This is a genomic window from Rosettibacter firmus (assembly GCF_036860695.1).
Taxonomy (GTDB): domain Bacteria; phylum Bacteroidota; class Ignavibacteria; order Ignavibacteriales; family Melioribacteraceae; genus Rosettibacter; species Rosettibacter firmus.
Window position 1 is genome coordinate 78,655 of record NZ_JAYKGJ010000001.1, and the last position, 14,952, is coordinate 93,606.

Sequence of the window (14,952 nt, forward strand, 5' to 3'; positions counted from 1 at the left end):
CAAATAGTTCCAAATTAAAATATATTCCAGTACAAAGAAAAAGATATTGAAAAAGATTGATAAACAGAATCAAACCTGTAGCTGTTTGAAAAACCAGCTCTACCATTAAGATTCAAATTTGGAACTGGTTTGTAATTTGCATCAATAAAATATTCACTAACAAAAAAATCAATTGCAGGAACATAACCTACTTTTCCAGTAAAATTAATATTAATCCCACTTTTATTATACCATTTATATTCTCCCCAGATACTATGCGAAATAAAGTTTTGTGGAGAATAATAAAGTGAAGATACATATGCAAAATCAGAAAAATAATATTCATAACCAATAATGCCATTTTTAAAAAACTGTCTACCTACTCTAAACAGGAAATCGTTCCCTTCATTTTTATCAGAAACATTATAATAACTATAATTGATTATTAACTTCAATTGATTATTATAGAAATAACTTCCGTAAATCCTGTACAATTCTGCTTTCAATCTCGTGTTCATTAAGTAAGGTGAATAAAGAATTAATCTTGCATCATTATTTTCATAGTATGCATTTAAAAGTAATTCATCCTGTTTTTCAAATCTTGCAGAAGCTGTTCCAATCTTTCTATTGCTTTCACCCAGAATATTTAATATTCCATAACTTCCAGATAAAGATAATTCTTTCATAATATAAAGAGAAAGATTAGCTCTAATTGAAGTAAAATCTCTTGAGATTATTTTATTATTTATTCTTGCATTATTATAAGAAGCACCTATACCAAGATAACCAATAAACCCGCCATCTACACTTAAACCATAATTCCACAATCTAAAATTTTGATTATCACCATAAAAACTGGAATAAGGAGATATACCAATATTTGTTGGAAAAATAATACTCTTCAAAACATAAATTCCTTTTTTGAAACCATAAGGTGGAATCCAGCTTAATCTTTGTTTCAACAAATTAATTTCATTAGTGTCTTTAGCCTGTTCAAGTAATTCATCATAAATATCTTCTGCTTTACCCCATCTATTCTGTAAAGCGTAGGCATCTGCAAGATATAATCTTTGATTATTAATTTTTCTTTTTAATTCTTCATCTTCGGCAACTTTTAATAGTTCATTAAAAATTTTTTCTGCTCTTTCCAATTGTTTTGTTCTTACATAAGAATTTCCCAGAGTAATTAATTTTTCGTTAAGTAGACTTAATTCTTCTGGTGTTTTTAAGCTATCTTTAATTGCATTATAAATTGAATCTGCTTTTAATGGAAGTCCAATCATACTGAAAGCATTAGCCAAATCCATTTTTGATTCTATATCAAGTGTATCACGATTGCTTAGCTGTTCAAGTTCTTCAACTGCTTTAATACTATCTTTATTTAGATACAAAACATTTATTCTCTGAAGTGCAACCTTAAAATCAAATTCTTCTGATAAAATCTTATCATAAATTTCGAGTGCTTTAAGATAATCTTCTGCACAAGAAACTATATTGGCATATTCTATTAGTTCATCTCTTGTAGGTCCAGTTCTCTTAGAGAAATATTCTTCATATTTAGTTCGTGCATCCTGACAATTTCCTTCCATAAAAAGTTTTTCAGCTTCAGCTCGAATTTCAAAGACTTTTATTTCTTCGTATGCAGAAAGATGTAATTCATAATTACTTTCTGAACTAATTACTTCTGGATTATTAGGATCAATTTCTTTAGCAATATCTAAATATTTCTTTGCTTCTGGAAAATTCTTTTTCCAACTATACAATGACACTAATGATAAATATGCAGGTAATTCTCTTGGTCGATTTTTAATAACATTTAATAAATAATTTTCTGCAAGATCTAAATCAAGAACTGTCCATACAGCAATTTGAGCTCGCAATAATTGATAATCTAAATTATCTGGATCAATTTTAAGAAGTATATTTAACTGCGAAATTGCTTTTTCCCAATCATAATTCCAGGCACAAAATTTTGCATATAAAAAGCGAACATCAAGTTCTTCATTTTCTGGTTTATCTTTAAGATATTCTTCTAAAACTTCTATTGCATTATCATAATAAAGTAAATTGCCATAAGCTTCTGCAAGTTTAATAACAGCTTCTTTATTTGCAGGATTTTCTTTCAATATACCTGTGTAATATTCAATGGTTGAATTATAAGTGCTATCTCTGTATGCAGTAACTTTTTGATAGAGTGTTTTAAACTCTACATCTTCTGAATATTTATTTTGTAGATACTGAAGTTGTTGATATGCTTCTTCATAACGATTAGCATTGATTAATTCTTTTACAAGTGCAAATCTTGTTTTATCATCATCTGGATTTCTTTTTAATTGAGCATAGTATCTATCGATTGGATATACATATTCAAAAGATCTTGGTTGATATTGTAATAAATATGCTTGATTGCGAGTTATATCCAATCCATCCTGAGCTTCTTTAAAATATGGTTTAATTTCAAGTGCTTTTTTAAAAGCATTTTCTGCAATTTTATATTTACCAAGCCACAAAGTAAAATATCCATATCTGCTCCATAATCTCCAATCATCAGGATATCGTTCAACATAAATTTTTAATATTCTTTCACCTTTAGCAATCGAACCTGTTTTAGCCAGTATTTCTGTATATCTTATAATTTCATCTGGCGAAGCATTATCATCTCTTTTCAAATATTCATCATACCATTGTTCTGCATTATTCCATTCTTCTAACCATCTATAAGATTTTCCAATTTCAAGATAGTTAAATGGATTTTTGGGATTAATTGCAATATCTCTTTTATGTCCTTCAATTTTTTGATACAGTTGTTGATGCCAAACTGAAATTACTCTATTTAAATCTTTTTTTATTTGTTCATTCGCAGGATCAAAACGAACTGCTCTTCTTAAGTCGAGTACAGCAAATTGATACTGATTTGTTTTTTCATAACACAATCCACGTAAATGGTAACCTTCAGCAAGTTGAGGATGTGCAGAAATAAATTTATGAAGTTGTTCAATAGCTTCACTATACCTGCCTGCATTCATTAAAAAAAGTGCCTGTCGTTTTAAACCATCTGTCTTTGCCTGTGAATATAAAATTGATGAGAGGAATATTAAAAGTGTAAAAATTATTTTAAAACAACGACTCATCACCCAATAAACTTATTTAAGGGCTGATAAGCTTTTGTGGAAGAGGTTTCTGCGGATAAAACAAATTCCATCATCGATTCTGCATTTTCAATTGATTCATCTACAGTTAAATTGAATATTGATATATAATCAATTACTGCATTTAAATAAGCAGGATCTTTGCTCGGTAAATTATTTTGTACATTGGTTATTAAATCTACAACTCCTTTTAAACTTCCTTTTACTAAAAGTACTAAAACTTTATTTTCAATTACACAAATTTTGTCTCTTTTACTGGTTGATAATCTTATTGCATTTTGTAACTGATTGATAGTTAAAAGTCCCCTTACCTGAGCAACTGGATCTAATCTGAAGGCTACAAGATTAAATGATTGTCCTGTACTTTTATAAAGTGCTATCTGGTTATTAAGTATTAACAAAAAATCCTGATAGTTATAAACATTAGAAAAAGCATAGGGTTCAGAAGGCATTTCTACTCTGGTAGGTGTAGTAAAATTTCTTGTTTTTGTTTTTGTAAAACTATTATCGTACTCTTCGGTTGGTAAAGGTTCTTTTATAAATTCTGTAGTTACACCTTTATTTGGAACTATTCTATATTCAGAACTGAATTCACCTTCTGTATGACCAACGTTTGGTGTAATAGTAACAATACCACCCTGTAATCGCTCTTTGCCAGTTTCTTTTTTAAGATGAATTATACCTGTAACAAATTGTGATATTCCTTCAACTATCGAATATGCTTTTTGTGTTGCTGGTTCACTTATAATAAAAAGACTTGTAATATCTCTCTCTTCAATTGCTTCAATTGTATGAAGGAAAGTATTTCGCAAATAATCAAGATTCCTGAAACCAACAAAAGGAGTAATTTCATCAAAAATTATTCTTGTAGGATGATATTGATTAATAACAGTTAATATATCATTAAAATATTCAACCAGATAATCATCTGGATTATACATATCATAAATTTCATTTGGAGGAGCTACACGAACAACGATTATTAAATTTTGATTCATATAATATTGAATATCGAAATTAAGTGAGGCAGCTTGAATCATTAAATCTTTTGGACGCATAATTGTAAAATACACACACGTCTCGCCTGTTCTTGCAGACTCCAGTGCAAATTGTAAACCTATTAATGTTCTACCAGATTTTCTTGGTCCAATTAATAAGTAGCTTCCACCTCTATAGACACCACCCCAATTCTTATCTATAAATGCAAAACCAGACAATACCTTTTTAACAGAACCGACCATTTATTAATCCCAATTTTTTATATTTATGCCAATTTATATGCCAAAAAATAATTCGTTTTCATTCAATAATAAACAACCCTGACAAAAAATATATCTAAAAATGATAACCTTGATTCATTTTAGTACATAAATTCTAATTCATTAAGTTACCAAAAACAAAAATTGCTGTGGCATTTGCAGAAATAGTTGGCTCGTTTGTTATATAATCCCATCTATCATCACGATAATAAATTTCATTAGTTTGAAATTGCGAATACTTATCTTCATTTTCAAATTGAATTTTAAAATCATTTAATAACTTTCGAGGTACAGGTCCAGCAGCAAAACCTCCTGGCAATTTCTTTTTAAAATATGAAATTTGATGGTGAAAATTTTGAGAATAATTTTTCCCGAATCCATATATAAAACTTATACCCCATGGATTTCTACCAAGAATAAAATCTTTCTGTAAGCAAGCCAGTGTATCATAATATGAATCACCTGTTAATTTCTTCCATAATATATTTTGAAGAGTAATACCAAGCAAAGTATTATTACTACCCCAATTTAATACAGTACCCAAACCAAAAGTATTAGAATTTTTATATCTATTAAATTCTTCAAGATTATTTTTAAGCAATTCCGAATAACGTTTATCATAAATCGATAGTTTATAATGTACAATTGGATTTATATCTCCCCAGCTCCACCAGAAATTATTTGAAGCAGAATCTATATAAGAAATTGCATCTTCATAATATTTTTTATTCTTAGTTGTAATAAATAATTCTATAGCAGCAAGTGCCAGTTTACCTTTGAATTCTTTATCGAGATACATACCACTTCCACTACTATCAACATCCGGCACATTGTTTCTAATTGAATAAAAATGTCTGGCAGTATTTAAGCATTTATCTGCAAACTCATAATACTGAAATTTATCACGCCATATTCTCGAAGCTAATGCAAGTGTAGCACTATAAATACCTATTAAATTTTTACCAATTCCTAAAGTTGCAGGACGATCAAAACCATATTTATCATTTTCTGGTAATCTCCATTCAGATTCGTGATCTTTTAAATCCTGAACCTGAGTAACAAATTTTTTACCTTCATAATTACATCTTAATAACCAATCTAAACCTACTTTTGCTTCTTCTAAAATATCAGGTAAATTATTTCTGTTATTATCAAAACTGAATTTTTCTGGATTAAATTCGTAAGAAAACAAAAGCATGTATGTTGCAAATGCAGTAGTATTTAAAAATTTAATATAATCCCCTGCATCGTGCCAGCCACCAGTTACATCTATGTTTTTATTTATTACATTCTTACCATCAATTATACTTGTAGCATCAGCTATATGACAAACATCATGTAAAAGAGGATTTGTATAACCACATCTTTGAACCTTGAAGAACTCAAGTAAAGAAAGAGTGACATCTTTATAAATATCCTTACCAATCTTAAATGTGTAAGACTTCACCTTGTTTACTAAAATTTCATACTCTCCTTCTTGTTTCAAATCAGTAAAATCAATCAAATAATTATATTGAAAATTACCATATCCATTTGATAATGATTTAAGTGCAGTTTGAAAAACAATTTTATTTGTTTTTACATTTTTTATTAAAGCATCAATAGAATTAAGCTTAACTTTTGATATGACTAATGCAGTTTTTATATCATCAGGCAAGAAGCCAACCTGATTTAATCTTATATAAAAATCAGATTCCGCATTAATATTTTGTGAGCAATCAGGAATAAATTCCAGTAAAAAAATAATCAGGATAATTAATTGTTTTAGATACATTTATAATTTTATAATTGTCTTCTTTAAAATACTTTTTTTAAATGAGAAGAGCATGAATTAATGTGAAAATATCTGGGATATATAATTACTTGGTAATTTTTTCGTATTTGAAATCTGTATCAAAAACATAATCCCACAAAGGTTGACTAACACCAAATCCTTTTAATGAATCTTGATAGTGATGTTTCATATGATGCTTTTTTATAGCTAACCAGAATTTATTATGAATATTAAAATGATGAACAGCATAATGAGTCATATCATATATTAAATACCCAACTAAAAAACCACTATAAAATGGTAAAATGTTTACTTCTCCAAATATCGATTTATATAGAATAAAAAATAATATTGCAAGTGGTATACTTACAGCTGGCGGCATAACCAATCTTTTAGAATCTTTTGGATATGCATGGTGAACTCCATGAACTAAAAAATGAATTCGTTTACCAGTCTTACTTTTAGGTTCATAATGAAAAACAAATCTATGCAATGTATATTCTGTAATTGTCCAGATTATAATACCAGAAATGAACAGGAAAATAAATTTCAAAACACTAATATGGTAGACTAAAAATGCATTATAAATTAAATAAAAAATAACTGGCAAATAAATCCACAAAGGTACAGACCAATGAACTCTTGTAAACATTTCAAGGAAATTATTTTCGAATAATCTTACAGTTACATCTTCATTTGTAACAAAATTCTTTGCCATATACCCTCCAGAAACTTTACACTATAAACAAACTCTATAAGTAAAAAATTCAACTAAAGTTAATTCATAAAAGAAAAGGGTCACTAAATTGTGACCCTTCATAAAGCAAGTAAAAATCAGTATTGAATAATAATCTTCTGCAACTATATTGAATCTTTTACTTCATCAGCATCATCTTTTTAGTAGAAGAATATTTTCCTGCTACTAATTTATAAATATAAATTCCTGTAGAAACTTTATTGCCAGTATTATCATCTCCATTCCATTGAATTCTATGAATACCAGACAATTTTTCACTGCTTACCAGTGTTTTTATTTCTCTACCAAGAATATCATAAATTTTCAAGCTAACAAACGACTTCTCAGGAATTGTATATTCAATAATTGTACTTGGATTAAATGGATTTGGATAATTTTGCTTTAATGAATAATCCACAATCTTTTCATTTTGTACATCTGTAATATTTCCTGTAACAAATTCACTTGAATAAGAATAATTAGATTTCTCACCATCAGCATTTTTGGATTGAACTCTCCAGTAATATTTTGAATTTGATTTTAATCCATCAATTACATAACTGGTAGAATGAATATTCCTTATCACTATGGAATTTTCAAAATTATTATTGTCAGCTATTTCAAGATCATATTTTAATGGAGAAGTACTTTGTGCAGGAACAATCCAAGATAAACAAACTGAAGTTGTATTTAATGTAGAACCAATAATTGGATTAGCAGGTAATACAACTACAGGCATTGCACCAGGAGAAACTGTAAACTGAGCAACTGAAGAAAAGTTCGACATACTCGATGGATTTGATGCTAATCTTGAACGTACCTGCCAGTAGTAAGTGTTTCCAGGTGTTAAACCAGATAATGAATACTGATTAGTTACAAGCCATCCAGACTGACCACCTAATGGTGGAGAAGTATTAACCAGAACTCCAGAGCTTAATGTAGGATCAGACGACCAGATAACCTGATATTCCAGAACACTCATCGAACTTGCAATCCATTGTAATGTTGGACTTTGTGTATATATAACAGTTGATGCTGTTGGATAAGTTGGTGTTGGAATTACAGGATAATCAGAAGAAGTAATAACTGCACTTGCATCAACATCAAATGATTGTGTATACCATGTACCTCCACCATTAATCCTTACACGCCACCAATAAGATGTTCCAGCAGTTAATGGACTTGTTGTATATTCATATCCACTTATACCAACTACATTAATCTCAGGTGATGGAAATGTTGATCCACTATTATCTACCTGCAAATCAAAGGTTACACCAATTAAATGGATTGGTAAAAACCAGTATAAAGTTGGAGTTAATGTATAAACTACTGTACCTGTTGTTGGATAAGTTTGATAAATCGGAACAGTTGCTAATGATGCATAATAAATTGCAAAACTTTCCTCACTACTTGTAGTATAAGTCGTAAAAGATTGATTCTGTGAAACATCTATTACATAATAATATGTTGTAGCTAAATTAAATCCCGATAATACAATATTGTTATTTAATGTCACAACACTTGTGTTTGGATAAGGACCTCCTGAAGTAGTACCCCATCTAATTCTACAATAATTTGGTGCATTATTAAAATTATTATTTAAAGTCCAGTAAATTGTAGGATAAACAGTATAAATAATAGTTCCATTGGTTGGATAAAGAGGTATTGCTGTTGGAGGACCTGGAATTATAAAAGACCAGCTCGAAGATATGCTTACAAGTGTTCCATCATTAGTGTATGATTTTATTCTCCAGTAATAAGTACCTGCTGGTAGAGAAGAAATAGTAAATTGAAAATTATAATTTGTAAGTGTGCTTGGCGTTGTTGGAAATCCAGATACTTGACTTGTAAAGTTTGGATCGTCATCAAGTTCAATTGAATATTTTAGTCCTTGATATGGAGCTTGCCATTGAAATCCAATAACATTGCCTGATATAGTTGTACCATTAACAGGATTTTGTAATAAAGCTTTTCCCTGTGAAATCGTACTAAATCTTGCTGTACTACTTGATGAAACGGAACCTACAGTTACAGTAATTCTCCAGTAATAAATAGTTCCATTTTCAAGAGCATCGGCATCAATTAAAGTATGTGGTGAAGTTACTGCAACAGGACCATATACTACATCTGTAAATGATTGATCTTTAGCAATTTCAATTTGATAAGAAGGAGAACCAGTCCCAGACCAGCTCCATGTAAAAGTTGGTGTAATTGATATACCCGATGAATAATTTGCAGGACTATTTAAAGTAGGTCGAGCTATTGTTGTAAAAGAATAATAAAAAGGTGCACCTGATGGTTCAACTACGTTTGGACCATCAGTATCATAAATTCTCCAGTAATAAGTTGTATTATAATTTAGATTTGATTTCCCTGATAATAATTCTATTAAATCAGCAGCATTAAAAGTATAGTTTGATGTACCATTAGAAAGGTTCACATCTAAAACTAAATCTCCAGGATTAAAAGAATTTGTTGTTGAAACCTGTAAGTGGGTAGTGGGTGGAACTGCAACCGGATTAAATGTAAAATTTGGTGTAACTGAAACATTTGTAGAAGAATTTGCTGGTGTTTCGGGTAATACATCTGTTATAAAACTAAAAATAAATATGATTAATAAAATATTTCTCATTATGCCCCCTCAGTTTATTAAAAGGGTCATTTTTTCAATGACCCTTTATAATCATTTCTTTAAGAAAAATAAGTTACATGGCAGGCATAGAGAGCTAAACCAATTACTGCCAGGAAAAATAAAATCATTAAAGATGCTGTTAATTTTTTCATATTTACCTCCGCTCTCTATTCTGCCTTATTTAATTAACAACATTTTCTTTGTTGCTACAAAATTATCTGCCATAATTTTATATAAATAGATTCCACTTGAAACCTTATTCCCAAAATTATCATCTCCATTCCATTCTACAGAATATGTTCCTGCTTGATGTTCTTTGCTAATCAGGGTTTTTATTTCTCTACCAAGCATATCATAAATTTTTAGATTCACATAAGAATTTTTTGGAAGTGAATATTTTATTACTGTTGCTGGATTAAATGGATTAGGATAATTCTGATATAATGTAAATTCAGCAGGTATAGAAGTTTCTTTAACACCTACAACATTTCCTGTACTGAATACAGCAGGAGCTGAATAGTCAGAAACTTCTCCTTTATCTGTTCTTGATGCAACTTTCCAGTAGTAAGATTTATTTTTCTCCAATCCTTCAAGAACTACACTATTGGTAGTTAACCCAGTAATCTTAACTGAATTATTGAATTCTTTATTATCAGCATATTCAAAATCATAAGTTAATTTGCTTGAACTTGGTGCCGGTATTACCCATGATACTCTTGCTAATGTAGAATTAATTGGATATCCATTAATTGGACTTCCTGCAATTGGGACTACACTTGATGCACCAGGTGAAACTGTAAAGAATCCTAAAGAAGACCAGGCAGATGTATTAGTAGTTATTACATCTTTTGCTCTTACCTGCCAGTAATATGTAGCACCTGGTGTTAACCCTGTTAATACATATGATGTTGAATTAACCCATGGTGTAGATGCAATAGATACAATAGGATTATCAAGAACACCTGCTGTTGTAGAAGGATTTGTTGAATAAATTACCTGAAATTGTAAAGGATTTGTATGATAATCTATCCATGATAATGTTGGATTTGTGACATAAATTACCTGACCTAATACAGGACTTGTTAAAGTTGGCACTGGTACACTTGCTGCAGTACTTATACTGGTTGGATAAACAAAACTTGCAGGAGTAGAAGGTGTTCCAAATGTACTCATAGAAAAACCACCGCTAACACGCCAGTAATACGTTCCACCTAATGTTGGATTCCAGGTAGAAAGATCAGAAGAAGTAATTGTATATGAAGTACCTGGTATATTATTTACAGTTAAATTTACAGAACCAAAACCCGGATCATCATCAATCTCTAACCTGAAATATAAAACAGGAGAATAAACATTTGTATACCAGTAAAAAGTTGGTTGTGCATCAACTACAGCTCCCAGTATTGGATAACTCGGATAACAAATTAAGAATGTTAAACTACCATATACAACAAAACTTTCTTCATCTGAGTACGTGGATTCACTTGTTCCATCACTTGATGCAACTTTCCAGTAATATGTTTGTCCAGGTGTTAGAGCCACTGGTATTGTAGTAAACCAATTTGGTGTACCAGTATCAAAATATCCTTCGGTTGCATTTGTAGTTCCTAAGGAAACTGTATAACTTCCTGATGTTGTACTATACTTAACTCTAAAACTAGTTACTTTCGAATTGTAAGAAAGTAAATACCAATATAAATTTGGTGGATTATTATAAATACTCAAACCACTTATAGGATAAGAAGCTACTGGTTTAGGTAATCCTGCAATTGAAAATTTCCAGACTTGAGAATAATTAATAATTACACCACTAGATGTTTTAGAAGTTACTCTCCACCAATAATCTGTTCCAGTATTAAATATTGATGTATTTAATGTAACATATGCATCTGTAGTCGTGGTAGTTGCTGCAGGAACAAGATTTAGCATGTCAGATGTTGTTGATACTTCTAAGGTGTATTGTAAACCGCTAAATCCTGTAAACCAGGAAAATGTAATCTGTGGAGCTCCGGTTACTGAATTATTTGATGGTGTTTGAAGATATGGTACTGCTGGAGATATTGTTGTAAAGCTCCATGGAGTTGGAGTTGATGGTTCCCATGTTGTGCCTCCATCAGCACTAACCTGCCAGTAATATGTTACAGCATTTGTTAATGGGGTAGTATTTGTAAATGAATTAGCTGAAATTGTATATACTGTTGCCGAGCCCATTCCAGCATCTGTATCAAAACGAATTCTATTTGCAGTTGAGCCCCATGTCCATGAAAAATTATGGATAACACCTACGCCAACTGCACCATTAGCAGGATTTGGACCAGATGGTTGAGCATAAATCACTATGGTTAATAATAAATAAAGTAATATTAATTTTCTCATTGCACCCTCCTTCCGGGTAATTTATTAATTGATAATTTCTATGGCTGGAGTTTTATTTTGTGTGTGATTGTTTTTATCAAATATAAAATCTTTCTAAAAGTTATTAATTATGGCTGGGACATCTTAAAGTTAACTTATATTTTTTACTTTGTCAATAGCTAATAAGAATAGTATGATATATTTATATCATAGTATCATAATAAATATGTTGCCTTAACATATATCAAAAAATAAAAGTTCAAAATCTTATCCAAGAAAAAATAAATTAATACCCTATTTTTATAAACCAATCATTTTTTATTAGCAAAAATTACAGGCAATTTTTAAATTGCAAAAAATTTTACTCTAATTTTCAGGATAAGCAAATGAATAATGAAAAACCAAGAGAACAATGGGGCAGTCGCATTGGATTAATATTAGCAGTTGCCGGTAATGCTATTGGTTTAGGAAACTTCTTAAGATTTCCAGTTCAGGCAGCACAAAATGGTGGTGGTGCTTTTATGATTCCTTATTTTGTTTCTTTTTTATTATTAGGAATTCCTTTAATGTGGATGGAATGGGGAATTGGAAGATATGGTGGTAAATTCAAACATGGTAGTGCCCCAGGCATGTTCGATGTTTTATGGAAAAATAAAATTGCAAAATACATTGGTGCATTAGGATTATTTCAATCAACTGTTATTTTAATTTATTATACATATATTGAATCCTGGACGCTTGGCTATAGTTTCTTTTCTATTACAAAAAGTTATTTTGGCCTCGAAAACTTTGCTGAAATGAAATCATTTCTTTATGCATATCAAGGTAGATTATCAAACCAATATTTCACCAGTGTAGCGACTGCTTATTTCTTTATGCTAATTACTTTTTCATTAAACCTATGGGTTTTATATAAAGGGATTTCAAAAGGAATAGAAAAATTAGCAAAAATTGCTATGCCAGCTCTTTTTCTATTTGCAGTAATAATTGCAATAAGAGTTATAACACTTGGAACTCCAGATCCCTCTCATCCAGAAAATTCTGTTAGCAATGGATTTGGTTTTATATGGAATCCAGACTTTACAAAATTAGGTGATCCAAAAATCTGGTTAGCTGCTGCAGGTCAAATATTTTTTACCCTATCACTCGGTATGGGAACAATTCAAGCTTATGCAAGCTATCTTAAACCTAAAGATGATATAGTTCTTTCTGGTTTAGCAACATCTGCCACAAATGAATTTGCAGAAGTAATACTCGGTGGTTCAATTGCAATTCCAATTGCTGTTGCATTTTTTGGTATTCCAACAACAATGGATATGGCTAAAGGTGGAGCTTTCGATTTAGGGTTTGCATCAATGCCTCTTGTATTCGAACGAATTCCATTTGGTGAAATATTTGGTTTCTTATGGTTTATTTTATTATTCTTTGCTGGTATTACTTCTTCTGTAGCAATGGGTCAACCCATTATAGCTTTCCTTGAAGATGAATTTGGAATGGATAGAAAAAAAGCAGTTACAACTTTAGGTGTGGGAGTATTTATCTCAATTCAATTTGTAGTTTTCTTTCTTCAATTTGGATATCTTAATGAATTAGATTACTGGGCTGGTACTTTTGGTCTGGTAGTGTTTGCTTTAGCCGAATCAATTTTATTCATGTGGGTATTTGGTGCAGAAAAAGCATGGAAAGAAATGAATGAAGGTGGTGATATTCAAATTCCAAAATTATTCTTTTATGTAATGAAATATATTACTCCAACATTATTACTTATTATTATGTTATGGTGGTTTATTAATGATGCAATACCAATTTTATTATTAAAAAATGTTGACCCATCAAATCATATATACATCTGGGGTGCAAGAATTTTTATGATATTATTATTTAGCATATTATGCTGGATGGTTAAAACAGCGTGGTCTAAAGAAAGGAAATAAAATAATTAGAAGGGTTGCCAAAAAATTGGCAACCCTGAATTTTTGTATCAACCAAAAAATGTTTCGGCAACTTTATAGAGTTCCATATCAACAGTTTTTAATTCACCAACTGCTTCTTCTAATTTTACTGCAACAATATCTTTACCTCTTAAAGCAGCCATGTATCCCCATTGACCTTTATGAACCAATTCAGCAGCAAATACTCCGAGTCTTGTTCCCAATACTCTATCAAATGCAGTTGGGCTACCACCTCTTTGAATGTAACCTAAAACAGTTGCTCTTGTTTCAAAACCAGTTCGTTTTTCAATTTCTTTTGCAATTACATTACCAATGCCACCTAATTTAACATGACCGAATGCATCTACTTCTACATCACTTAAAATTAAAGAACCATCTTTATCAACAGTTTCTTCAGTTTTAATTTTTGCGCCTTCAGCAATTACTACAATGCTAAATGTTTTTCCTCTTTGATGTCTTTTTGTAATAATCTCACAAACTTCGTTTAAATCAAATGGTTTTTCTGGAATTAAAATTACATCTGCTCCACCAGCAATGCCAGCATGAACTGCAATCCAGCCTGCATGACGACCCATTACTTCAACAACCATTACACGGTTATGTGATTCTGCTGTTGTATGCAATCTATCAATTGCTTCTGTAGCTATATTAACTGCTGTATCAAAACCAAAGGTATAATCTGTAGCATTAAGATCGTTATCAATAGTTTTAGGAACGCCAACTACTTTAACACCTGCTTTAAAAAGTTTTGATGCAACACCAAGAGTATCTTCGCCACCAATTGCAACCAAGCAATCAATACCAGCTTGTTTCATATTGTTAATTACTCTTGCTTCGCCATCTTTTTCTTTGTAAACATTTGTTCTTGATGTTCCTAAAATTGTTCCACCACGTGGTAAAATTCCCGATATAGCATCGAGATCCAGTGGCATAAAATTATTCTGGAGAATACCACGCCAACCTTCTCTAATTCCAATTGTTTCGTGACCATTCTGAATTGATTTTCTTACAACAGCTCTAATTACAGCATTAAGTCCCGGGCAATCACCCCCGCCAGTAAGAATTCCTATTTTCATTTTTTACTCCACTAATTATGAATTGAAAGTAATTTAA

The 14,952-nt window shown here is 30.7% G+C and carries 8 protein-coding genes; 1 reads left to right on the top strand and 7 read right to left on the bottom strand.

Annotated elements, in window-relative coordinates; genetic code table 11:
- Positions 1-14: 14 nt before the first annotated feature.
- From VJY38_RS00330 to VJY38_RS00355, 6 genes are all read right to left on the bottom strand, one after another.
- The gene (locus VJY38_RS00330) at positions 15-3,110 is read right to left on the bottom strand and encodes a tetratricopeptide repeat protein (protein ID WP_353678674.1); all 3,096 of its coding nucleotides are present in this window, start codon (positions 3,108-3,110) and stop codon (positions 15-17) included.
- Positions 3,110-4,369 carry an RAD55 family ATPase gene (locus VJY38_RS00335; RefSeq protein ID WP_353678675.1) on the bottom strand — a complete coding sequence of 420 codons (1,260 nt, stop codon included), beginning with the start codon at positions 4,367-4,369 and terminating at the stop codon, positions 3,110-3,112. Before VJY38_RS00335 ends, VJY38_RS00330 begins: the two co-directional genes overlap by 1 nt.
- Before the next feature lie 133 nt (positions 4,370-4,502).
- Positions 4,503-6,161, bottom strand: coding sequence for a glycoside hydrolase family 9 protein (locus VJY38_RS00340; RefSeq protein ID WP_353678676.1), 1,659 nt, complete (start codon positions 6,159-6,161; stop codon positions 4,503-4,505).
- Positions 6,162-6,246: 85 nt separating this feature from the next.
- Positions 6,247-6,879 carry a sterol desaturase family protein gene (locus VJY38_RS00345; RefSeq protein WP_353678677.1) on the bottom strand — a complete coding sequence of 211 codons (633 nt, stop codon included), beginning with the start codon at positions 6,877-6,879 and terminating at the stop codon, positions 6,247-6,249.
- A 157-nt stretch (positions 6,880-7,036) separates the two neighbouring features.
- Entirely contained in the window at positions 7,037-9,532 is a 2,496-nt protein-coding gene (locus tag VJY38_RS00350) for a glycoside hydrolase family 78 protein (protein WP_353678678.1), read from the bottom strand.
- 177 nt (positions 9,533-9,709) lie between these two features.
- Positions 9,710-11,908, bottom strand: coding sequence for a glycoside hydrolase family 78 protein (locus tag VJY38_RS00355; RefSeq protein WP_353678679.1), 2,199 nt, complete (start codon positions 11,906-11,908; stop codon positions 9,710-9,712).
- Positions 11,909-12,273: 365 nt separating this feature from the next.
- Between VJY38_RS00355 and VJY38_RS00360 the strand changes: the two genes are divergently transcribed.
- Positions 12,274-13,821 carry a sodium-dependent transporter gene (locus tag VJY38_RS00360; protein ID WP_353678680.1) on the top strand — a complete coding sequence of 516 codons (1,548 nt, stop codon included), beginning with the start codon at positions 12,274-12,276 and terminating at the stop codon, positions 13,819-13,821.
- Between the two features lie 47 nt (positions 13,822-13,868).
- On the opposite strand, the gene VJY38_RS00365 is transcribed toward VJY38_RS00360, so the two are convergent.
- The gene (locus VJY38_RS00365; protein ID WP_353678681.1) at positions 13,869-14,915 is read right to left on the bottom strand and encodes a 6-phosphofructokinase; all 1,047 of its coding nucleotides are present in this window, start codon (positions 14,913-14,915) and stop codon (positions 13,869-13,871) included.
- Between the last annotated feature and the right edge of the window lie 37 nt (positions 14,916-14,952).